The sequence below is a fragment of the Pseudoalteromonas sp. S8-8 genome, assembly GCF_000497875.1.
Lineage (GTDB): Bacteria > Pseudomonadota > Gammaproteobacteria > Enterobacterales > Alteromonadaceae > Pseudoalteromonas > Pseudoalteromonas arctica.
The window spans coordinates 94837-118607 of record NZ_AUTR01000035.1 but is presented as its reverse complement, the minus strand read 5'-3'; the positions used below and the strand labels follow the sequence as shown (position 1 = coordinate 118607).

Sequence of the window (23771 nt, the reverse complement as noted above, 5' to 3'; positions counted from 1 at the left end):
GTATAACCAGTTAATTTAACTACAAAAGCGCAGTTTATCTGCGCTTTTTTAGTGCTACACTAATTAAAAGGTTTTTTAAAAGTAAATTAACGTTGGAACTAAGAACTTTACGTTACCATGCAATTGCTGTTGCCATACTGATATTTATATTTTTTATAATCAGTACATTGGCATCAAACCTTGTCGTGCCTACACGATATACAATTGATAAAACGGCTCCAATGTACCTCGATTACGCCTACTATATTGACGAAACCAAAACTAAAACATTCGATACCATTATTAACCAACCTGAGTTACTTACTCATCAACCATTTTCAGATGTTCCATGGAGTTTTAGCCAGCAAAACTATTGGTTGTTTCTTGATTTAGAAAATAAAAGCCTTAACAAGCAAAATGTTGTGGCACATTTTGACAACCCTATGGTCGATCACCTTACGATTTATCGCCTCGATAAAAACAACAAACTAATTGAAACATACAAACTCGGCGATAAAGAAGAAGCCCTCTCTTTGTTTGAATACAGCGTACCGCATATTCGTTTTTTAGTAGAAAGAAAATCATCACAACGCCTAGTAATGAAAATAGACACAGTCGGCATAAGTAAAACACCTGTAAACTTATATCGTGATAAAGAGTTTATTGACTTAGTGCGCTCTCAAACTGGGATCTGGGGTATTTTTGTAGGCGTGCTATTGATGGCTGCGCTTTATAACTTGGTGCTTTATTTTGGCATAAAAGACCGTGTTTATTTAATTTATATTGGCTATATCATTAGTGCGTTAACCTTATTGGGTGCAGTGCTTGGTTTTGGATTTTATTTATGGCCAGTGCAATGGCAGTTATATATTCACGAAAAAGTCATATTTTTTAACTACGCAATATCATTTTTCACTCTCGCCTTTTGTACTATGTTTTTACGCTATCACAAGGACAATTGCTGGCGATACAAAATGAGCGTAAAACTGCTTTTGTTTATGTCAGTAATGGCTATAGCTAGTCTATTTATTCCTGAGTACATTGCAGCCCCGTTGTTTTTTTGTGTAATGGCACTTTTATACGTTGTTTGTATTATTTTAATTTATAACAAGCTACGTAGCGGCTTTAGGTGGGCTAAGTTTTATGTACTTTCGTGGATACCGCTGATATTTGGTGCGGTAATACAGCCTATGGAGCTCACTGGCTTTTTGGCTTATAGCTTTACCTCCCGCCATGCCTTTTTAATGGCTATTTTGTGCGAAGTTATTTTAATGGCAATGGCGTTAGCTGACCGAGTAAGGTATCAGCGCGAACGTGCGCTTTACCATGCCACGCACACACAACAAACAAAGTTACTTAATAGCTCCAAGCTAAAACAAGCATTTATGGCGCTACAAAGCCAAAACCGCTCAACAACTTTATGTTTAATAAAAATACGTCACTTTAATTCGCTCAATACTATTATTACCTCTTCTCAGGGCTACACACTTATAAAGCATGTAGCCAAAGAGCTTGAATTAGAACTCAGCCATGAACGCGAATTTACAAACCTCGAAACAGATTTAAACACCAGCCCACGCTTAGCCGATTTAAGCAGTGGCGTATTTGCCTGTATTTCTACTAAAACACAAAACCAAGAAATGCTAGAAGCACTACTGACTAAAATAATTAGCAGCCTACCAAAACAATATGAAATTAAAGGGCTAAACCTGCAGCTTAGTTACAGTATAGGTATTAGTAGTGCAGGTAAGAGTAACGACTTTGAATATTGGTTAAAGCGTGGTTATTTAGCGCTTAAAAAAGCAAAAGGTAGCGTTAATCAAGTTGGGTCATCGTCAAACGGTAATAATCTAATGATGGACGTTGCTCTAGCCGCTAAGCTGCAACAAGCCATCAAAACAAATCAACTGGCACTTTATTACCAACCTCAAATAAACTTATTAAGTAACCACGTAAGTGGTGCTGAAGCTTTATTACGTTGGCCCGACCCAGCTTACAGCAACTTATCAATTGAAGAACTAATAATACTTGCTGAGCACACAGGCATTATTAACGAGCTAACACTGTGGGTAATAGAGCAAGCCTGTAAAGACATAGTCAAGCTTACAAAAAATGGCTATAACGAGCACACAATTAGCGTAAATTTAAGCGCTAAAAACTTAACTATAAATAACTTAGCCGAAAAAGTAGAAAATATTTTAATTAAATACCAAGTGCCGGCACAGTTACTTAAATTTGAACTAACCGAATCGGCCTTCGTAGATAGCCAGGATGCACTTATAAAGTTAGTTGATGAGCTAACCGCATTAGGTATTAAAGTAGTACTGGATGACTTTGGGACAGGCTATGCGTCACTTAGCTACTTAGTCAATTATCACTTTAGTGAACTTAAAATAGATAAGTCATTTGTTTTTGATTTACCTAATAACCCTACTCACCAGGTTATTGTACAAACAGCCATTGATATGGCGCATAACCTCAATTTATCAATAACAATTGAGGGGGTAGAAACCCAAGAAATCCATCACTTGCTCAAAGATATGAATGCTGATTGCGCCCAAGGTTATTTATACGCAAAAGCACTGCCTTACACCGACTATTTACACTTCTTAAAAAGCCAATATAGCTTAAAAATGTTAGACTCCTCTTTTTAACATCTTTAGGGGCCAAGTAAAGATGCAAGGCACACTGCGTAAATTAAAATCGAGCTTAACCGAACCAGTACAATATCACTTACCTGTAGGTGAACACCTAGTAGACTTAAATGCATTTATAGGTAAGGAGCTTACGCTTACCTTTAGTGGCACTATTTTATGTTCTAACTGCGGTAAAAAAACCAAAAAAAGCTATTCTCAAGGTCACTGTTTTGTATGCATGCGCAAGCTCGCTAGTTGCGATATGTGTATTATGAAACCAGAAACCTGCCACTACGATCAAGGTACTTGCCGAGAGCCACAGTGGGGCGAAGAAAACTGCATGATTCCGCACTATGTATATCTCGCTAACACCTCTGGCTTAAAAGTAGGTATTACCCGCCACACACAAATACCGACTCGTTGGGTTGATCAAGGCGCTACTCAGGCATTACCTATTTTTAAAGTGCAAACCCGCCTGCAATCAGGTTTAGTGGAAGTTGCATTGGCTGAATTTATTGCCGATAAAACGAATTGGCGCAATATGCTAAAAGGTCAAAACGAAGCAATTGACTTAAAAGCAGCTGCAGCCGAGCTGATCCCACAAATTAGTGAAAAGCTAAACGAGCTCAGTGAATTATTTGGCGCAACAGCAATAGAACAACTTGATGAAGATGTGGTTGATTTAAACTTTCCAGTAACCGAATACCCAACAAAAATCAGCTCATTTAACTTTGATAAAGACCCTGTTGTAAGTGGTGTTTTACAAGGTATTAAAGGCCAGTACTTAATTTTTGAAAAAGGCGTTATTAATATTCGTAAATTTACGTCTTATGAAGTAACCGTAGGCTAACGGGCTATGTTAAACAGCTACCCACAGTTATTGGTTATTTATAATGAGCTTGAGATAGCCCATAACCAACAAGAGCAACAAGAGTGCTTACACAGCGTTATGCAAAGTGAACTAAGCGATGTGCGAGTACTTAATAAGCAAGGTGACTACCTTAATTTACAAGGCACTGCTTGCCCTGAATTGAATGGCGAGCAACTAGCACAGCTTGTTACAGCTTACTTATTAAATGAAGGACAATGCTGCCTTGGTAAAATCAAAACCCTAAGCACAGCGCAGGCGTTTAATTTATTAGGGCTATAAACACTCTCTTTATTTAAACCTCAGTAAGCACTTTTATATGCGCTACAGCACTGCGACCTAAAGCTGATAGCGCATAGCCACCTTCTAAATACGAAATAACACCTTTGCAGCCGCCCTCTTTAGCAACACCACATAGTTGCTCGGTAAGCCAAATGTAGTCATCCTCTACAAACTTTAAGCTCGCCATATCATCTTCTAGGTGTGCATCAAACCCTGCGCTTATAAAAAGTAATTCAGGCTTAAACGCTTTTAATTTTGGTAACCATTGCCCAGTAAACACCTCTTTTAGGTCGTCGCCATTACTAGCAATTGGCAGAGGTGAATTAACTATATGACTATTATTTTTAACCGCTGTATTAGGATAAAACGGATACTGAAATAACGAACAAAGCAGTACGTTTTCGTCATCAATAAAAATGTCTTGTGTGCCATTCCCATGGTGTACATCAAAGTCAGCAATCGCAATCCGCTTAATCCCTTTGCTTTGTGCGTACTTAACGGCAATAGCTAAGTTATTAAACACACAAAACCCAGATGATGAATCTTTATTAGCATGATGCCCTGGCGGGCGCACAGAACAAAAAGCAGCATCGAGTTTATCAGCAAGTATTTCGTCAACAGCTAACAATCCGGCACCTACTGCCCGCTCAATCGCTTTAAACGAATCGGGGCACAGCCACGTATCGCCATCTAAATTAGCGAGCCCTTCTGTTGGTAGTGTAGTTTCTACGTGCTTAACTAAAGCTTCATCGTGAGCAAGTAAATAATGCTCACGCTCGGCCTTAGGTGCTTGCAGGTGTGTTAAGCCAACATCTACACCGCTGGCTAATAATCTGTCGGTAATTGCATCTAAGCGCTCTGGGCACTCAGGATGGTCGTCTATCATTTTATGTTTACGGCAATGAGGGTGTGAAATAACTGCAGTACGCATAAAATGCTCCTAGCCAAAGTAAATTGAATGCTTAATATAACAAAGCCACCGACGGGTGGCTTTGCGACTTTGGTTTATATTGATACTTTAAATATCGATACCTTGAATATCAATATTATTAGCTATTTTGCTTTTAAATGCAGGTTTCTAAAATCAAAGCTAAAGTCGGTAACTTGTGTTGATACTGCACGCATTTTAGCGCTGTTTACACGATTTTGTGAGCTCATTTCAAAACGAATAAACGCATCCGCTTCAAGCAGCTTTTCATCCCACTTAACTATAAATGTATTACCAGTGTAATGCTCAAGTGTGCCTTTTAAGCGCTTAGTATGCGTAAAATCAATATGCAATTTACTATCAAGTTGTTCAATAATTACATCGCCATACCAATCATCGTGTAATGTACCGGTGTAATTAATGTTTGGTAATTGTGGTTGGTAGTCAGCGGGGGCTTCTGGTTTTGCATTAGCGTACGCCTGTTGTTTACCTTCAAAATGACTTTTAGCTAAATCCTCTACCCAGTCTTTATCTTCAAGCTCAAGCGCATCTTCAAGTACTTCATGGGTTACTGCCGAAAGTGCACCGAAAGCTTGTTGATTAGATAAAATAACAATACCAAGTTTTTTCTCAGGCAATAAAGTAACTTGCGATACCATTCCTAAAATACCACCGCCATGACCTAGCTTTTTAAAGCCGTGGTAGTCTTCAATGCTCCAACCTAATCCATAACCTCTAAACTGCTGATGATACGATTCAAACGCACTTTTAGACGCCATAGACGTAATATGTGGGTGCCACATTTGCGCTTGTTGCTTTTCGCTAAACAGCTGCTCGCCACTTGGCATTTTACCGCCTGCTAATTGCGTACGAAGCCATTGGCTCATGTCGTTTACACTTGAAGCAATGGCACCTGCGCCTCTAAAATCTTCTAGGTAATTCACAAAAAATGGATGAAGCGTGCCATCCATAGGAATATGACCTGTCGCCCAGTTTTTATTACTTTTTGGAATACGTGAAAAGCCTGCGCGTGAGTTGTCCATGTGTAGCGGTTGTAATATATTTTTTTCGATGTAATCGTTCCAGCTCATCCCCGACACACGTGCAACCACTTCACCAGCGGTAACAAACATCAGGTTGTTATAAGCGTACTTACTACGAAAACTGCTCGCTGGTTTTAAATACTGTAATCCCGCTAAAATTTCATCAACTGACTTGTCGGTACTTGGCCAAATCATTAAATCGCCTTGCCCAAGCCCTAGCCCACTGCGGTGACTTAATAAATCACGAATACGCATTTCGCGTGTTACGTATGAGTCGTATAATCTAAACTCTGGTAAATGATCAATTACGCGGTCATCCCAGCTTAACTTCCCCTCATCAACCAACTTGGCAAGCGCTGCTGTTGTAAACGCTTTCGTGTTTGAAGCAATACCAAACAAGGTGTCTTTGTTTACTTTTTTGCTGGTATCGAGATTAGTTACACCAAAGCCTTTAGCAAATATCACTTTATCGTTTTCAACAATGGCGACTGCCATGCCGGGTACGTCAAAACGCGCCATTGAGGCTTTAATAACGTCGTCAATTTTGTTGGTATCAACTTGTGCCCAGCTGCTAAACGTAGTGCCTGCTAGTAGTGCAATTGCGGCAAGTTTGGTTAATTTCATATCAATCCTATTTTATTATTTTTGATGAACTGCAAATTCAATTGCTGCGCGCTCTTGATTGGTATCGCTTTTTTGTGCGCGATTTAATATCGCATCACTGTATTCTTTTGGTACGCCCGCTTCAAGTGATCCGCGATGAACGTGTTTTATGTACCAATCGTATGGGAGTACATCGCTGTCATGGGTATTAGCTATATAACAATGTGCAGTTACAGTCTCACCCGTTAGAAGCGTTGGGGCTATATCTACGCAGTCGTAACCTACGCCCTCAATACCATCTAAAATAACTTTTTCATCTTCATTAAGCTCATAAATAACGCCGTAAACCAGCGCGCCTTCTTTATCGCTTGGGCAAATACTACATTTGCCAGAGCCATCTTTAAATAGCATATCAAAAGTTAGCTCGTAACCTTTAAGTACCGCTGTTCCTACACGCTTTACATTAGGTAAGCGCGCTAACAAACGATTAGATGACATATTAGAGCCAAACGAAAAATTATATAACGGCATTTTATCTCCTGTACTTTTTAAATAAGTTAAATAACAACACGTACTGCAAGGGCAATTAAAATAACGCCAATTCCACGGTCAAACCAATAACCGCGTTGTTGGAAAAAACCCCTTACATTATTTCTAGAAAGTATTATTGAAAGCATTGAAAACCACGCCCAAGTAGCCAGTGCCATGTACACACCGTAACCGATCTGTACGCTAGTCGGTGTTGTTGGGCTAATCACGAGTGTAAATAACGACATAAAAAATAACGTGGCTTTTGGGTTTAATGCATTTGTGAAAAAGCCGCGCCTAAAAGCAAGCCAAACAGGTTCCTCTTGAACGGTTTTGTTTTCAACATCTTTTGCAGCCTCGCCTTCATTACTTGCTGTAGGTTTTGCAGCTCTGAGTGCTTGTACGCCTAAATAAGCTAAATATGCACCGGCAAGATACTTAAGCGCCATAAATAAACTAGGCGATTGCGTTAAAATAAGCGCAACACCTAAAACGCAATAGGCAACGTGCAGTAAAATAGCAGCGCCAACACCGGCGCTTGTCCACAATGCATTGCGCCTTCCTTGTTGCACACTTTGCTTAAGTACTACGGCAAAGTCAGGCCCTGGGCTTGCTACTGCAAAAAAATGAGCAATAACAATCAGTAAAAATTCATCTAAGTATTCCACGCAGATCCTTGCTAGTTTGGCGAATAAGCTAATAACAGCGGGTTAGCCGAGTTATTTACCAATGCTTTAATTTCTTTTTGTGCTTTTTTGAACTGACCACGTAAATGCGGCTTTAAATGTTTTTTAGACACTTTATCGTTTTTAAAGTAACTAATCAGGGCATGCATAAATACCGTATGTGTTTCACTTAACTTAGCTTCACGGTTAGCGTATGGATTATAACAAGAGCCACAACCGCCTTTAAACTGATACACCGTGTTGGTCATCATCACACCAAATCCTAAAAAACAAGCAAGTGCATCGGCAGCTTGTGGTAAATACTCCCTACCGCCTGGCGGTAGCACCCCAACGTGATGGATAAGTATGGTGGCCAGAGTACCCGCATAACTTGCCACTAAATCTTGTGGCTGATTAATCTGATTAGGGTTAAAAGAGATACTGACCTTATGGCTTGGCGGCACAATTAGGTGGCTGCCTTCGCCACGTATTTCATCACTAAATTCAAAGTGCGGAAAAACTTGTGGTTGTAACTGCTGAGGTGCGACTAATTGAATAGGCCATGCATCCATACCCGCGTAATTAGTAACGCGGGTAAAAACATTACTCGCCATTTCCTCAATGCTCGATACCGAATCAGGGAAAAAAGTGGCCGTTGGCAGTATTATTTGTGTTTGCTTTGTAAAAAACTCAGCATCAAAATTTTCTACAGCCCAAATAAATGTATCAATAAGCCATTGCTGCTCTTGATCTTCCAATAAAGGTGCCGATTTAAATAAAGCTAACATAAGGTGCTCTTATAAGTTTTAGTGCTAGTTTAGTCTTTCTGTGTAAGCGCCCAATCCCACGCTTGAGTATTGTATAGCGGCACTGTTGATAGCGCATGGTGGTGGCTACCACTGGATTCTTTAGTTGAGTACGATAAGTACAATAAAGTACGATTCTCAGCATCGTAAATACGGCGCACTTTTAGTGATTTAAATAATATACTTTTAGATGATTTGAATATCACTTCACCTGATTTACTGCGGTCTATTTTTTGTAGCTGCTGCGCTGTAATAGGCCCCGTTTGACGACACGCTATAGACATATCAGAGGGATCAGAAAAATCCAAATTAGCCTCTATATGACTAATATGACAAGTAACGCCTTCAAGGATTGGATCTTGCTGCGAATTAACTACAACATCTTTAGTTGTAAATAACCCAAGACTTACCGACGCAACATCATCAGAGCAAGCACTTAATGTAACAACAGCACCTGCAAGTAAAACTAAACGTTTAAATTTTTGTGGTAATTTCATACTTATCCTTAATTAATATATAAGTAACTTAGCACCTACGTTACTAAGCGAAGGTTCACCTGTATGTTTTTATACTAACATCAAAAATAAATACGACTAAATTAGTTTAAAGTAAAGATTTTAGATAGCTCAGGGTTTAGCGAACCCTGTTGTATTTGATACAATTAACTCTCGCTCATGCAGTAACTCATAATAGGAAACGCCTAAATGCCGCACATTATTATTGAACACTCAGAAGACCTCCCTGTATTACCACAAGTTCTCGTAGAAAAAATTCACAATACCGCCTTTGAAAGCGATTTATTTGAGTTAGAAACCATAAAAACGCGCGCTATTGCTTATCAGCAATATCAACTTGGCGCAGGAAAATCAGGGTTTATACATATCGCGGTACATATATTGGCTGGGCGCTCAATTGAGCAAAAACAAATGTTAAGCGAACTGCTACTTTCATGCTTAAAAACATACTGCAGAGCATCAGACAGTTTAAGCGTAAATATTTACGATATTGAGCATGAGATATACCGTAAAAATTAGTTAACTCTTGTAGTTTTGAGCAATAAAAGTAAACACTAGTAAGTAAAAAGCCCCAATAGGGGCTTTTTTTGTATTCTAAAATCAGGTGCAGCTCATTGTCATTTACAAAACAGAGCATGAATAGCGTCCGATTTAACGCTGGAATTTAATAGTGCATTCGCACTCTTTCAAATTTAAGAAAGCTTAGCTTAATCTATGGATTAACTTTATTTAAATTATATTTATTATTAGAGGTAAATAAAGAATAATAAATTACACGATATTAAGTTCATGTAGCTTTAAATAATTTGAGTAGGTATTTTTTGGAAAGTTTGCAAAAGTGGTGGCCCCTCCCAGACTCGAACTGGGGACCTAACGATTATGAGTCGTGTGCTCTAACCAACTGAGCTAAGGGGCCAACTTTTATATAACTGCTAGGCAGTTAATTTTTGAAGCGTTCAGTCACAGAGCGACTAAAGCGGGTTGCAGTATAAAAACTTTTTAGGTGCTTGTCACTACCAAACACCTTTATTTTAACAATCAGTAAGCTAACTGCTTAAATAGTAATCTTTTAGGTGGGTATAAGCATAAAATACAAGATATTCCCGATGATATTCTCTGCATTAAATTATAAAAACCTTCCTCCCACATGTAGTCTTTTGTATTTAACGCTCTACTTTTTAAGTAAAGCTAACATATATGTGTAGGCATACAAGGCTGTAAAAAATATGCTTGGGGCCACTGTAAGTGCCAAATTAGGTGTCTGATTAATTACATTCACCATAATCACTAAGCTCGATTGAACAGTAATCGGAATAATAGGCGCAAAAAGTACACCTGCTATTTTTTTGTTACCTAAATACGAGGCGCTAGAGTTAATTGCATTATTGAAGCTTTGTCGTATTGCTACGTTTTGTGGTGTTTTAGAATGAAACATACAAATAATTGGAGTTACAAACGCAAGCGTTACATAACTAAACTTATACTTGTTGACGACCTTTTCTAAAATAAAAGTAAAAAACAGCGTTACAAATCCACTATACAAACCTTGTACTAATGCAGCTTGAAGCGTGACCGATTTAGCAATATCTGCCGAACTGTTTGCCCAGTAGGCCCAGCTAAAATAGAAAACGAATGACACAACGCCTGACAGTATAAGTCGAATATTCAATTAGCTACCTCAATATGCGTAAAAGCTTGGTTTAATGATAACACTAGAAGTGATGGTAATATTGTCACTAAATAATAGAGTAATTAATCGCGTATTGTAGATATATAAACAAACTAATGTTAAAGATTTCCTAACTAGCATCAATACAGAATCAGAACACTGCAGTTAGTTAGAAAGTTTAATTGAAGTAAACAATGGTTTGGCTGAGGGTATTTTGGGAGTGAGTTACAAGAAATAAATCACTTAGTTTGAGTAAATTAAAAATTAGATTTTGATAAAAAATATTTACTTTAAAAGCTAATATTGTGAGCCGAACAGTACTGGGGCACTTGTATCATTAGCCCTCAGTAGTCGGCTTACACAATATATAATCTGTCATTATTTTTTCGCAATAATGTAGATTGCATGTATTAACCCTGGGAAATAACCTAGCAGTGTTAATAAAATATTTAACCAAAAATGCATACCTAAGCCAACTTGCAAAAACACACCTAATGGCGGTAATAAAACCGAAAGTATTATACGAATAATATCCATGACTAAACTCCATTTAAATTAAGCATTAAAAAGACGTAAAGCCCAGTGTTAGTGGGCCTTAACCATACTGTATTATTCAGCAACAATAGCTAGTTTATCAACTACGTCACGAACATCTTCAGCATTTTTAGCAATTTTAACTGCTAGTTGTTTTTCAGCTTCAGACTCTACTGAACCGTTCAGAGTTACAATACCATTGTCGGTATCAACATCAATGTCTGTACCACCAACTTCTGAGTCAAACAGGAAGCGAGTTGTGATTACAGTGGTGATTTTAGCGTCCGTTAGGTCGTTATCATCATCGTCCATCATGTCATTGCTTTTATCTTTGGTATCCATGCTTTTAACAACAGTAAGGCTGTTATCAACATCAGATACACCATCTAAGCTAAGTACAAGTTCTTCTGCTAGCTCTTTATCAAGCTCGCTATTAACTTTACCTGTAAGTACTACTTTGCCATTTTTTACATCAGTGTTAATGTCAAAGTTGTTTAGATTAGTGTTCATAAGTAGAACTGTTTCTGCCTTACCGTCAATCCAAGCATCTTTACTTTCGTTTTCCCAGCTGTTTGCTTGGGCACCCATAGCCGTAGTACCAAGAACTAGAGCTGCGATAATAGACTTGTTAAATGTTTTCATAATCTTTCTCCTTTTGATTAAAGACACTTTAACTAATGCGAGCTTTGGGCCAACTTTATTTATACTTAAATTTCAACAGGTTGAGTTAATTTTTGAGTGAGTCATTATCTATAGTTGTGTAACTATTTACAGGCTACTCGGTAAAACTTTCTCAAATAGTGAAAATAGCTAGATAATTGCATTTTTGGTTAATCTATCGTTAATATAACAAAATAAAAAACATCATTATAAATTAACCTACTGATAATTAAGGTGATTATATTTGGTGCGTGCTTTGCATATAAACATCAAGAGCAATATCAATAGTAAATATAATAAGGAATGCCCCATGTCTGTAAAAGTTGAAGACCGCCCGATAGAGCAAGTACGCGAACAAGTAATTGATCAATTAATTTATAATTACAGTCATGGGGTTATTTCTGTTGATGCATTTGAGAGACGACTCGATAGCGCGATGGATGCACCTAATAACGAAGCACTGCTAGCCTTAGTAGAAGACTTAACACTTAATACCGATCAGCAATATAAAGCAGAAAAACAATCGCAATTTAAACCACATTATAGCGCACAGCAGAACAGTGATGATGACTTTACATTACGCAGTATTTTAGGCTCTAACGAACGAAGCGGTCAGTGGGTTGTCCCAAAAAATATATATTTAAGTAACTTTATGGGATCGGTGGTACTTGATTTTACTGATGCCATTTTTGCGCATCAAAATGTAACTATTCACGTTAACTGTATTTTTGGTAGCGATGAGATTTACGTACCAGAGCATGTAAATGTAGTGTCTAAAATGTTTTGTATTTTAAGTAGTCTTGAAAATAAATCTGTGTCGCTTAACAAACGCCAAGGTCCTACTATTCATATTGAAGGAAAGGCAGTTATGGGATCGGTTGAAGTAAAAATAAAGCGCACAATTAAAGAAAAATTTATGAGCTTTGCAAATGAGCTAAAAACCCAGTTTGGCACGGGTAGTAATAGCCGCTAACTATAATTGAGTAGCAGCACTTTAGCGTGCTGCTTAGTATTTTATTATAAATCGTTATTTCGCTCGCTTGGTATATCACTTAAATACTCTACAAACTCAACTTCAAACCCTGCAGGATCAATAAAGTAGACATTCTTTCTGAAAGGATTCTCGCTACCTTGCTTGCTTACTGTAAAACCCACTTTATTTAAGCGCATTACTACTGCGCTTAAATTATTAGTTACATAAGCAAAGTGTGCAAAACCAATTTGATGGCCCGATAAGTTTCTGTTTTCACCCTCACCATGGCTGCTTATCGCAATGTAATGCGTGTCATCTCCAAAGTGTACCCAGCGTCTTGGTTTTCCATGCCAATCGCCTCTGCCCTCACTTCTAATCGACCAATGTGGAAATACAGCGCGATAAAATTTAAGCATACTATCTATATCACTCGCGACTAAGTTTACGTGCTCTAAATACATAATGTTGTCCTATCAATTAAGTTAGGGGCACGATAAAACCTCAAGCTAACTTTAGGTAAAGCGTTATTTAAAATTAATTCAATTTAATTAACACACAAAGGAACATAGTGACTTATTAATTGCTCATTATTATTTTTTAAAAATATAGACACTTTTCAATCTTGTATAAAAAACAAACATAAGTATTTGGGGTTTATTGTTTACTTTATGTCAAAAGTCGCTAAAATACGCCGGCTGAAATATATAAACGTTCTTTTACAACCCAAAGGTAATACCATGCATCCAATGTTAAACATTGCGGTTCGCGCTGCGCGCAACGCAGGCAAAATTTTACTTCGCGCAAGTGAAGATTTATCAAAAGTTGAAGTGCAACAAAAAGGCGCTAACGACTTAGTAACTAACATTGATAAAGAAGCCGAAGCCGTAATTCGTGACACTATTTTACAGTCTTACCCTACTCACTCTATTGTTGGTGAAGAATTAGGTGAGCATAAAGGCAAGGATGATGATTACCAATGGATTGTAGATCCTATCGATGGAACAACTAACTTCATCAAAGGTATCCCTCATTACGCGGTTTCTATCGCACTTAAAGTTAAAGGTCGTTTAGACCAAGCTGTTATTTATGATCCAATTCGTGGTGAGCTTTTCACTGCATCTCGCGGTCAAGGCACTCAGTTAAACAGTAAACGTCTACGTGTTAGCAAAACTACGGTTCTTGCAGGCACTGTACTTGCTACTGGTTTCCCTTTCAAAAACAAAAACCACATGGATGCATACACTGAAGCGTTTAAAGCATTGTTTGTACACACTGCAGACATTCGCCGTGCAGGTTGTTCTGCTTTAGATATGGCATACGTTGCAGCTGGTCGTGTTGATGGATTTTTTGAAATTGGTTTAAAACCTTGGAACTCTGCTGCAGGCGAACTTATGGTTAAAGAAGCGGGCGGTATGGTTGTAGATTTCGCTGGTGGTAATAACTATAACCACAGCGGCAATATTATCTGTGGTTCACCAAAATTGACTCAAGCAATTATTCGTGAAATTCGTCCAGTACTAACTGAGTCGTTACTTCGCTAATTTGATGCTATTAATAGCATGCTAAAAAGGAGCTCAGGCTCCTTTTTTTGTGTCTAAAAATAAGGATTATCTAGCTTGAGTTCTACTGTTTTACCTTTTTCGTAAGGTAATGTATTTAAATCCTTCGCAAAGTATTCATCAAACAACGTATCAAACTCACCATTTTTTTGCATTATTTTAAGCCCTTTTTCAATTGCCACTGCAAGCTCTGGCTTACTATTTGATACAAAATAATAAAATCCTGTTGGGTAACTTATATATAAGTTAGGTACTATCACTAGGTTGCTTTCTTTATTTGCCGCTAGCTCTGAATTAACCTCGATGAATGAACGTGGAAAGTAATCAATACGCCCTGCACTTGTTAAGGCAAACATAGCCTGATAATTTGCAAACGGTCTTATATGCAAGCCATTAAATGCCATTATTTTTGTATCTGGCCAATCATGACCTTGCACCGCAGAAAGCTTACCTAACTGCCCTAAGCTAGTAATACCTTTAAATCTAGCAATGCTGTTCTTACTTGTTAATAGTGCCCTTTTACCTATGTAGCCTTTAAATAATGGGATTTTAATCGCAATAGCTAAAGACTCTCTTTCGGGACTGCTCATACTCCAGTATAAATCTAAATTTTTTGTATCTAGTGCTATTAAAGTACGTTGTTGATGGGGATGAATTAAAACGGGGTTAATCTCTGCAGGGTATTGTGCGCTAACCAATGCTTTTTCTAATAGCTCGTTAAGGTAGTCGTCACGAGCATATTGCACACGCTGCTCCTGGGCTACATTTACGATATTTACCTCACTCGCTAAAGCGCTGCATACAAACAAACTTACTACGTTAATCAAATACTTTAATGGCAACATAATTATCACCTTAGTTATTATCGGTAGTTTTAACAGTTATTATTGATAGTTTAAATTATCGCGTTATTTAAGCTAAATAGCTTCCAGCGCCTAAATATAAGATGACGATATTATGTAACTGTACTTATTAATAACCGCGCTATTAATACTTATTTTAAATACATAGTACGACGTTACACTCATGGCGTGCTCTACAAAGTTAGCACTGTTTATTCATACTTGCACAGTAAAGCTAAAACAATCGTGAGCATAAATATATTACAGGCAATAAAAAACCGCTCAATGAGCGGTTTTTTAAAGTAGTTACAAAACCATTACGGCATTGCGTCTAGGTCTGCACCTTCTTTTTCAATTACTTCTGGTATTAAGTCTTCTTTGCTTACGCCCATTGCTATAGCAACAGAGCTCGCAACATAAATCGAAGAATAAGTACCAATAAACACACCAAATAGCAATGCAGTTGCAAAGCCATGAATGGTTTGTCCGCCCCATGCAAACAAAGCAATCAATACTAAAATAGTCGTGATTGATGTTACAAGTGTACGATTAAGTGTTTGCGTAAGTGAAATATCAATAATTTCTACAGTATCGTCAATGCGCACTTTGCGGAAGTTTTCACGTATACGGTCAGATACAACAATCGTATCGTTAAGTGAATAACCTATTACCGCAAGAATTGCCGCTAATATAGTTAAATCAAACTCTAAACCTAATATCGAAAATAAACCCACAGTAATAATAACATCGTGTAGTAGTGCACCTACCGCACCCACAGCAAAGCGCCATTCAAAACGAAATGCAACGTAGATTAAGATACAAATAAGTGCAGTTAACATGGCAAGGCCACCCTGCTCTTTTAAGTCTTCACCTACACTTGGGCCCACAAACTCAATACGGCGCATTACTACGCTGTCGTCTGCTTTTTTAAGCGCATCAATTACTTGGTTACCAATCACTTCAGCTTTTACATCGCTACCGCGTGGTGCTAAGCGAACTAAAATCTCTTGGCTTGAACCAAATAGCTGCACTGATGCATCTGCAAAACCATTATCAGCTAGTGCATCACGTACTTTTTTAAGATCAGCCGGTTGTGAAAAACCCACTTCTACCGCCGTACCGCCGGTAAAATCTAAACCAAAGTTTAGGCCCTTAACAAAAATTGATGCAAACGACGCTAAAATTAATAACGTCGAAAAACCCATAGCCACTTTTCGAAGAGACATGAAACGAAGGGTTCTACTACCCAAACTTAAAATTTGCATGTCAGCTCCTTAAATCGAAAGTTTATCAATACGTTTACCACCAACAAATAAGTTGATTACCGCACGGGTACCAACGATGGCTGTAAACATTGAAGTTAAAATACCAATCGCAAGTGTTACTGCAAAGCCCGCTATTGGGCCGGTACCTACTGCAAACAGTATAATGGCAGCAATTAGCGTGGTGATGTTGGCATCGAATATAGTGCTAAATGCGCTATCGTAGCCAAAATGAATTGCTTGTTGAGGGCTTCGGCCATCGGCTAGCTCTTCACGGATACGTTCAAAAATAAGTACGTTAGCATCAACCGCCATACCTACCGTTAATACAATACCGGCAATACCAGGTAGCGTAAGTGTAGCGCCTGGAATTAAAGACATAACACCAACAATCAGTACTAAGTTAGCCGCAAGAGCAAGGTTTGCAACCATACCAAAGCCTTTGTAGTACACAAGCATAAACACAAGTACAAACGCAAAACCAAGTGCAACCGCAGTCATACCCGCTTCAATATTTTCTTGACCTAAACTTGGACCTACAGTGCGCTCTTCAACAATTTGAATTGGTGCTACAAGCGCACCTGCACGAAGTAGCAAACTTAAGTTATGTGCTTCAGCTGGGTTATCGATACCTGTAATACGGAACGAGCGATCAAGACGTGCTTGAATTGTTGCTACGTTAATAACTTCTTCAACCTTAATAGGCGGAAGCGCTTTACCGTCTGCATCTTTTTTACCTGATGGCTTATATTCAATAAATACCGTTGCCATACGCTTACCAATAGCACGTTTGGTAAAGGCATTCATTTTTGCCCCACCTTTGCTATCGAGCGTAATACTCACTTGCGGGCGTTGGTATTCATCAGCGCCAGATTGCGCGCCAGTAATATGACTGCCTTCTAGAATAATACGCTTTTTAAGTACAACAGGGTAACCGTCGCGGCTCATGATCATTTCAGTACCCGCTGGGATACGACCTTGAGCAGCAGCGCTGATATCAGCGTTTTCGTCTACTTCGCGAAATTCAAGTGTTGCTGTTGCGCCTAAAATTTCTTTAGCGCGTGCTGTGTCTTGAATACCTGGTAGTTGAACAATAATACGCTCAGCGCCTTGGCGTTGTACGTTAGGTTCTGCAACACCAATTTGGTTGATACGGTTACGAATAATCGTTTCATTTTGCTTGATAGCGTAGTCACGAATTCCTTTGAGTTTTTGCTCACTCATCGTCGCAAAAAATGCTTTATCGTTACTGCTGTCATCAATGTAAACGTTTAGTGGGTAGCGAGTTTCTAAAACGCTTTCAGCTGCATTTTTATCTTCCTCGGTACGCATTTCTACACGCATACGCTCAGAGCCGGCTACACGTCGAACACTACGGTAACGTAGTTTTTCTTCGCGCAGGTCGCTACGAAAATCTTGTTCCATTTGCTCAAGCTGGTTATCAACCGCTGTTGCCATGTCGATTTCCATGGTGAAATGTACGCCACCACTTAAATCAAGACCTAGCTTCATAGGGTTACCACCAACCGCTTTTAACCAAGCTGGTTGAGCAGGTGCCATATTAATAGCAGAAATGTAATCGTCGCTCAGCGAATCACGCAGTAAGTCATGCGCTTTAAGCTGTTCTTCAACATTTTTTAAACGAACTAAAATTTGCCCATCTTCAAGTATTGTCGATTTAGCGGTTACATTATTTTTTTCAAGGATTGCGTTTACTTTGTCTACAACACTGAGATCTACATCAGCGCCTTTAGCACCTGAAACTTGTATAGCCGGATCACGACCATACAAGTTTGGAGAGGCATATAAAAGGCCAATGGCTACCACAGCTAAAACAAGTAAATACTTCCAAACTGGAAACTTGTTTAACACGGGGTCGTCCTTATTATTTTTATAGCGACTTCATTGTGCCTTTTGGCAATACTGCAGATACTGCAGATTTTTGTACTGTTACTTCTGCCTGCTCGTTTAAAGAGATAACGATGAAATCTTTCTCTTCAGAAATCTTCACAATTTTACCCACTAAACCGCCTTGGGTAAGTACTTCATCGCCTTTAGCCATCATACTCATTAAGCTTTTGTGCTCTTTAACGCGCTTAGCTTGCGGGCGGTAGATTAAAAAGTAAAAAACCAAACCGAAAATAGCTAACATTATTAGCATTTCCCAACCACCGCTTGCCGCAGGTTGACCAGCTGCTGCGTGTGCATTTGAAATAAATAAACTCATGATACTTCCTCTTTAATTTTAAAGTTTAATTTTTTATATCTACTAGCTCTGGCACGTCTTGGCCTCGGCGAGCATAAAAATCTTGTACAAATTCTTCTAATTTACCTTCGCTAATTGCATTACGTAAACCTTCCATAACACGTTGATAGTAACGTAAGTTATGAATTGTGTTTAGTCGCGCACCTAAAATTTCGTTACATTTATCAAGGTGATGCAAATAAGCTCGTGAATAGTTTCCACACGTATGGCAATCACACTCAGGGTCAAGTGGCCCTGTGTCTGTTTTATGTACTGCGTTACGTATTTTAACTACACCTGTGGTAATGAATAAATGGCCGTTACGCGCATTACGTGTTGGCATAACACAGTCAAACATATCAATACCACGGCGAACAGACTCAACTAAATCCTCTGGCTTGCCTACACCCATAAGGTAGCGTGGTTTGTCTTCTGGCATTTTAAACGCACAATGATCAAGAATATTCATCATTTCGTTTTTAGGCTCGCCTACTGATAGACCACCTAATGCATAGCCATCAAAGCCAATTTCTTCTAAGCCTGCTTGCGATTGTGCACGTAATTCTGGGTACATACCACCTTGAATAATACCAAACAAAGCAGATGGATTGTCGCCATGCCCTTCTTTTGAACGCTTAGCCCAACGAAGAGATAACTCCATAGAATCTTTAGCTTCTTTTTCAGTTGCTGGGTATGGCGTACACTCGTCAAAAATCATAACGATGTCTGAGCCTAAGTCGCGCTGTACTTCCATCGACTTTTCAGGCGACATCATAATTTCATCACCATTTACTGGAGATTGAAATAACACGCCTTCTTCAGTGATTTTACGCATTGCGCCTAAGCTAAATACTTGGAAACCGCCTGAGTCAGTTAAAATTGGGAAATCCCAATTCATAAAGTCGTGTAAATCACCATGTTGCTTAATGATTTCAGTACCTGGGCGAAGCATTAAATGAAAGGTATTACCTAAACATATTTGCGCACCAGTGGCTTTTACCTCATCTGGCGTCATACCTTTTACAGTACCGTAAGTACCAACAGGCATAAATGCAGGTGTTTCTATTACACCACGGTCAAAAATTAAGCGGCCGCGGCGCGCTTTTCCGTCAGTACAATCTAATTCAAATTTCATATCATCCTCAATGTCAGAAAAACAGTCCAACAAGCTATAATTTAACCGCTCGATTCTACCCTTTTTGCCTCATTAATACTATTAGCTGCGATAAATTCAGTTTTGCTTATTATGCTAAACAAAAACCCCAGCTTCGTTGCTGGGGTTTTTAGTGTTTTTTACTGAGTATTAAATAATAAATGGTTACTTACGTGTTAAAAACATCGCATCACCGTAACTAAAAAATCGGTATTTTTGTTCAATTGCCGTATCGTATGCACCCATAATATTGTCTTGTCCGCTAAAAGCGCTGACTAGCATTATAAGCGTTGATTCTGGTAAGTGAAAATTAGTGACCATGGCGTCAACAACATTAAATTGATAACCCGGAAAAATAAATATATCGGTATCACCAAAATACGTATCTAATTTACCGCCATGAACTTTAGCTGCCGACTCTAATGAGCGTACTGAAGTTGTGCCTACAGCAATTACGCGCCCGCCACCTGCTTTGGTTTGTGCAACGGCAGCAACTACATCATCGGGTACTTCAATGTACTCGGAGTGCATTACATGCTCATCAACACTATCCACTCGTACTGGCTGAAAAGTACCGGCGCCAACGTGCAAAGTAACAAAAGCCATGTTTACACCTTTATCTTTTAGTGCCGTCATTAACTTATCGTCAAAATGTAAGCCCGCTGTTGGCGCAGCAACTGCACCTGGCTTTTCTCCATAAACAGTTTGGTAACGCTCGCGATCAGCTTCGGTATCAGGTCGGTCAATATAAGGAGGCAGTGGCATATGACCAATATCATTAAGTATATCTAGCACGTTTTGGCTATGATCAAACTCAAGCTCAAATAATGTATCGTGACGTGCAACCATTATTGCCTTGGCTTTGCCCTCTAAAATAACTTCGTTACCAACCTTAAGCGACTTACTTGCCCGTACGTGCGCAAGTACGCGATGTTCATCTAGCACTCGCTCTACAAGCACTTCAACTTTGCCGCCAGAGGCTTTTTGACCAAACATACGTGCTGGAATAACGCGTGTATTGTTAAAGACTAACAAATCGCCTTCGTTTACTAAATCAAGTATGTCGCTAAACACTTTATGTTCTAGAGTTCCGCTTGGGCCATCTAAAGTAAGTAAACGGCTGCTAGTTCTGTCCGCTTTAGGAAAACGAGCTATTAATTCATCAGGTAAGTCAAAGCTAAAGTCAGCCACGCGCATAATTAGTAATCCACATCATTTAAAATCGCGCCAAGTGTATATGTATCGGGTATTAAGCTCAAGAAATCAGCCAAACTTATAATGTCTTGTTTGCGTGTTTCTCATTAAATTTTCTTGTTCTTATGGTTAAATGTCACTATTCTTGTTCGGCTGAATTATTATAAGTTACATTAGGGGTGTTCAACACGTGCCAAACCAGCTTAAATTGCTAATATTAAACGCAAGTAGTGCTGAACGTCGCGCGATTAAAGGCACTTTAGATAGCTTAAATGTATTTACCTTTATTGATACGCAAGATAGCCAACAAGCTTTAAAGCTTTTAAAACAACACCCTGTTGATATTATAATAACGGGCATTAATGTTGGAAAAATTGACGGCTGGCGCTTTTCGAGGATGATCCGCTCAGGATTATTAAAAACACCAAAAAACACCCCAATTTTACTTATTCCGCCAATTTACTGTGAGCGTATTGCCGAAACAACAGCCCGAAGCTACGGGATAGATGCTGTACTGCCGTTTGAACATAAAGACATGCTCCCTCAAGTACTTGCGAATGTTTTATCTACTCACTTAGAAAAAAGTAGCCGGCTAAACTTATTATTATTAGAGCCACTTCAAAATACGGCCGACAAAATAAGTGAACAGTTAAAGTTAAACTTTGCTATTACTCACGTTACCTCAGCCAAAGCAGCACTAAACGCTTACAACCAACAGCAGTTTTCAATTGTGCTACTCGATGCCACTACATCAAGTGCAGAGAGCTCGAGTGTACTCGTTGAAGAAATCCTACAGCACAATTCTAAACAAGCTATTGTTACGATTATAGAAAGTGATGATGCTGATTACGCTGAGCAGCTTTTGCTGTCTGGTGTTACCGATTTTATTAGAGCCCCATACGACCCTTCATTTTTAAATAAAGTGTGTGACCACGCCGCACGACGTGAAGATTTTATGGTGAGTTATGCTGAGTTTGCTTACAAAGTAGAGCAGCTAAGCGTGAGCGAAGTGCGTTACAAAGAGTTATTTTCGGCTCATCAGCGTATTTTATTGCATTTGAATACGGTTGTTTTAGAGCTTGATCAGCAAGGGCATATTCGTTTTATTAACCCTGCATGGGAGGCATTGAGCGGTTTTGGTGTTAAATCATCACTACAAACCCCATTAAGCGCTTATTGTAATAACGAAGATAAAGGAAGACTAAATTATACTATTAATGACATTTTACATGGTGGCGAGCAACAGCAACAAATAGAAGTAAAGCTCACCCATAAAAATGGCAATTTAATTTGGGTCGAATGCAGATTACAGCTAATCAAAAATAGTCGTAATAACGCGACCATAACTGCCACTATCGACAACATACATGAACGTAAACAAGCAGAGATCCAACTACGTCATTTAGCACACCATGACCCATTAACTGGTTTACATAACCGTTATTACTTTGATCAACAGCTTAATAAAATATGCCAAGATAAATACACGTATGATGGCATAGAGCATGCTGTTATTTATATTGACCTCGATCACTTTAAAATAATAAACGACAGCAAAGGTCACCACCAAGGTGACATAGTATTAAAAGAAGTGGCGCAATTATTTAAAGCAAATATTGGCGAAGACCATTTGGTGTGCCGAATAGGCGGCGATGAGTTTGCAGTCATACTTACCAATATGAATTTACTGGATGCACACCTTATTGCTGAAGGTGTGTGCAGCGCAATAGAAAAACATGCTTTTAAATCAGAAGATCAGATATACACGATTAGCTGCTCTATCGGTTTAACTCAAATTACGACACAAAATAATGATCCTAATGAATGTTTAAAACAAGCCGATATTGCTTTGTATATTGCCAAAAATCTAGGGCGTAACTTAGTACATTGCTACTCAAAAGAGGACGCTCAAAACAATACGCTTCAAACTGGGCTTGAATGGGGTCACGAAATTCGCCAAGCACTGCAGCAAGATAATATTGAACTGCATTACCAACCTATTTGGGATTTTAAAGAGTGTAAAGTTGCTTATTTTGAAGCGCTCTTACGCTTAAAACTCAAAGATGAACTTGTGTACCCAAATCAATTTATTCCCTCTTTAGAGATGCTTAACGACACATTTTTGATGGATCAATGCGTTATACGTAATGCCGTTGCTTGTGTGTCTAAGCACCCAGAGTTAAACCAAGTTGCTATTAATTTGTCAGCACAATCATTCTTAGATGAACGCTTATTGCCATTAATTGAATCAAACCTTGAAAAGTATAACGTGCCCCCTTCGCGGATAATTTTTGAAATAACTGAATCAGCAAGTATTAACAACTTAAAAGCGACTCGTAAAATGATTGAGAAGCTTAATAGCTTAGGCTGTCATTTTTCTATTGATGATTTTGGAACTGGCTTTAGTACATTTAACTATTTAAAGCAGCTTCCAGCACAGCATGTAAAAATTGATGGCTCATTTGTAAGCGACATGCTTAATGACCCTATAGATTTAGCGTTAGTAAAAGCAATAAATGATATTAGTCGGTCTCTCGATAAGCGCTCTGTAGCTGAGTACGTTGAAAACGAAGAGATATTTTTTGCACTAAAAGAGATAGGTGTTGATTATGGACAAGGCTACTTTATTGCACGCCCAGTACCTGTTGAAAAAGTAAAAGATGAACTTGAAAAAATTTCAAAAAATAAAACGTTTTACCAACAACAAGCTAGCCCAAAATAAACAAAATTAAACAATTTGTTACTACCAATATTACCTTTCTTGCCTATACTTTCAGTATCAAATAAAAAATGTCGTGCCTTTTAATGTATTTCACTTTAAAAACAT

The 23771-nt window shown here is 38.6% G+C and carries 23 protein-coding genes and 1 tRNA gene; 7 read left to right on the top strand and 17 right to left on the bottom strand.

Annotation, left to right across the window (positions count from 1 at the left end; translation table 11 throughout):
* Positions 1–92 precede the first annotated feature (92 nt).
* The 3 genes from L659_RS0111325 to L659_RS0111315 are packed head-to-tail and all read left to right on the top strand — an operon-like array spanning position 93 to position 3765.
* Positions 93–2633 (top strand): EAL domain-containing protein, encoded by a 2541-nt coding sequence (locus L659_RS0111325; RefSeq protein ID WP_024590606.1) that lies wholly within the window; start codon positions 93–95, stop codon positions 2631–2633.
* 22 nt (positions 2634–2655) lie between these two features.
* On the top strand, positions 2656–3465 hold the full coding sequence (locus L659_RS0111320; RefSeq protein ID WP_010553372.1) for a DUF2797 domain-containing protein: 810 nt from the start codon (positions 2656–2658) through the stop codon (positions 3463–3465).
* A 6-nt stretch (positions 3466–3471) separates the two neighbouring features.
* On the top strand, positions 3472–3765 hold the full coding sequence (locus L659_RS0111315) for a hypothetical protein (protein WP_024590605.1): 294 nt from the start codon (positions 3472–3474) through the stop codon (positions 3763–3765).
* Positions 3766–3778: 13 nt separating this feature from the next.
* On the opposite strand, the gene L659_RS0111310 is transcribed toward L659_RS0111315, so the two are convergent.
* The 6 genes from L659_RS0111310 to L659_RS0111285 form a co-directional block, all read right to left on the bottom strand.
* Positions 3779–4696, bottom strand: a complete 918-nt coding sequence (locus L659_RS0111310; RefSeq protein ID WP_024590604.1) for a histone deacetylase family protein — start codon at positions 4694–4696, stop codon at positions 3779–3781.
* Positions 4697–4818: 122 nt separating this feature from the next.
* Positions 4819–6360: a serine hydrolase gene (locus L659_RS0111305; protein WP_024590603.1), complete on the bottom strand. Its 1542-nt coding sequence runs from the start codon at positions 6358–6360 to the stop codon at positions 4819–4821.
* Positions 6361–6375: 15 nt separating this feature from the next.
* Positions 6376–6870, bottom strand: a complete 495-nt coding sequence (locus tag L659_RS0111300; RefSeq protein WP_007586500.1) for a gamma-glutamylcyclotransferase family protein — start codon at positions 6868–6870, stop codon at positions 6376–6378.
* A 26-nt stretch (positions 6871–6896) separates the two neighbouring features.
* On the bottom strand, positions 6897–7535 hold the full coding sequence (locus L659_RS0111295; protein WP_024590602.1) for a LysE family translocator: 639 nt from the start codon (positions 7533–7535) through the stop codon (positions 6897–6899).
* Between the two features lie 11 nt (positions 7536–7546).
* Positions 7547–8320, bottom strand: a complete 774-nt coding sequence (locus L659_RS0111290; protein WP_024590601.1) for a hypothetical protein — start codon at positions 8318–8320, stop codon at positions 7547–7549.
* Positions 8321–8349: 29 nt separating this feature from the next.
* Positions 8350–8835 (bottom strand): CreA family protein, encoded by a 486-nt coding sequence (locus tag L659_RS0111285; RefSeq protein WP_024590600.1) that lies wholly within the window; start codon positions 8833–8835, stop codon positions 8350–8352.
* Positions 8836–9042: 207 nt separating this feature from the next.
* Between L659_RS0111285 and L659_RS0111280 the strand changes: the two genes are divergently transcribed.
* Complete coding sequence (locus L659_RS0111280) at positions 9043–9372, top strand: 5-carboxymethyl-2-hydroxymuconate Delta-isomerase (RefSeq protein WP_024590599.1); 330 nt, start codon at positions 9043–9045, stop codon at positions 9370–9372.
* A 320-nt stretch (positions 9373–9692) separates the two neighbouring features.
* Here L659_RS0111280 and L659_RS0111275 read toward each other — a convergent pair.
* The 4 genes from L659_RS0111275 to L659_RS0111260 all read right to left on the bottom strand — a co-directional run bounded on the left by L659_RS0111275 (position 9693) and on the right by L659_RS0111260 (position 11698).
* Positions 9693–9769, bottom strand: a tRNA-Ile gene (locus tag L659_RS0111275).
* A gap of 255 nt (positions 9770–10024) precedes the next feature.
* On the bottom strand, positions 10025–10522 hold the full coding sequence (locus L659_RS0111270; protein WP_024590598.1) for a hypothetical protein: 498 nt from the start codon (positions 10520–10522) through the stop codon (positions 10025–10027).
* 378 nt (positions 10523–10900) lie between these two features.
* Positions 10901–11059, bottom strand: a complete 159-nt coding sequence (locus tag L659_RS1000000123420; protein WP_002957822.1) for a YqaE/Pmp3 family membrane protein — start codon at positions 11057–11059, stop codon at positions 10901–10903.
* Between the two features lie 72 nt (positions 11060–11131).
* Positions 11132–11698 (bottom strand): BON domain-containing protein, encoded by a 567-nt coding sequence (locus L659_RS0111260; protein WP_007586486.1) that lies wholly within the window; start codon positions 11696–11698, stop codon positions 11132–11134.
* 328 nt (positions 11699–12026) lie between these two features.
* Between L659_RS0111260 and L659_RS0111255 the strand changes: the two genes are divergently transcribed.
* Positions 12027–12689, top strand: a complete 663-nt coding sequence (locus L659_RS0111255; protein ID WP_029751117.1) for a LiaF domain-containing protein — start codon at positions 12027–12029, stop codon at positions 12687–12689.
* A gap of 44 nt (positions 12690–12733) precedes the next feature.
* Here the strand turns inward: L659_RS0111255 and L659_RS0111250 are convergent, their stop codons facing one another.
* Entirely contained in the window at positions 12734–13150 is a 417-nt protein-coding gene (locus L659_RS0111250; protein WP_024590597.1) for a VOC family protein, read from the bottom strand.
* 276 nt (positions 13151–13426) lie between these two features.
* On the opposite strand from L659_RS0111250, the gene suhB reads away from it, so the two are divergent.
* On the top strand, positions 13427–14230 hold the full coding sequence (gene suhB, locus L659_RS0111245; RefSeq protein ID WP_002957826.1) for an inositol-1-monophosphatase: 804 nt from the start codon (positions 13427–13429) through the stop codon (positions 14228–14230).
* A gap of 53 nt (positions 14231–14283) precedes the next feature.
* On the opposite strand, the gene L659_RS0111240 is transcribed toward suhB, so the two are convergent.
* The 6 genes from L659_RS0111240 to queA all read right to left on the bottom strand — a co-directional run bounded on the left by L659_RS0111240 (position 14284) and on the right by queA (position 20947).
* On the bottom strand, positions 14284–15093 hold the full coding sequence (locus L659_RS0111240) for a substrate-binding periplasmic protein (protein ID WP_024590596.1): 810 nt from the start codon (positions 15091–15093) through the stop codon (positions 14284–14286).
* Positions 15094–15407: 314 nt separating this feature from the next.
* The gene (gene secF, locus L659_RS0111235) at positions 15408–16355 is read right to left on the bottom strand and encodes a protein translocase subunit SecF (protein ID WP_024590595.1); all 948 of its coding nucleotides are present in this window, start codon (positions 16353–16355) and stop codon (positions 15408–15410) included.
* Positions 16356–16364: 9 nt separating this feature from the next.
* The gene (secD, locus tag L659_RS0111230; RefSeq protein WP_024590594.1) at positions 16365–18224 is read right to left on the bottom strand and encodes a protein translocase subunit SecD; all 1860 of its coding nucleotides are present in this window, start codon (positions 18222–18224) and stop codon (positions 16365–16367) included.
* 19 nt (positions 18225–18243) lie between these two features.
* The gene (yajC, locus tag L659_RS0111225; protein ID WP_007586472.1) at positions 18244–18579 is read right to left on the bottom strand and encodes a preprotein translocase subunit YajC; all 336 of its coding nucleotides are present in this window, start codon (positions 18577–18579) and stop codon (positions 18244–18246) included.
* A 25-nt stretch (positions 18580–18604) separates the two neighbouring features.
* Positions 18605–19732: a tRNA guanosine(34) transglycosylase Tgt gene (gene tgt, locus L659_RS0111220; protein WP_007586471.1), complete on the bottom strand. Its 1128-nt coding sequence runs from the start codon at positions 19730–19732 to the stop codon at positions 18605–18607.
* A gap of 183 nt (positions 19733–19915) precedes the next feature.
* Positions 19916–20947: a tRNA preQ1(34) S-adenosylmethionine ribosyltransferase-isomerase QueA gene (gene queA, locus L659_RS0111215; RefSeq protein WP_024590593.1), complete on the bottom strand. Its 1032-nt coding sequence runs from the start codon at positions 20945–20947 to the stop codon at positions 19916–19918.
* 187 nt (positions 20948–21134) lie between these two features.
* On the opposite strand from queA, the gene L659_RS0111210 reads away from it, so the two are divergent.
* On the top strand, positions 21135–23666 hold the full coding sequence (locus L659_RS0111210) for a two-component system response regulator (RefSeq protein WP_024590592.1): 2532 nt from the start codon (positions 21135–21137) through the stop codon (positions 23664–23666).
* Positions 23667–23771: the final 105 nt, after the last annotated feature.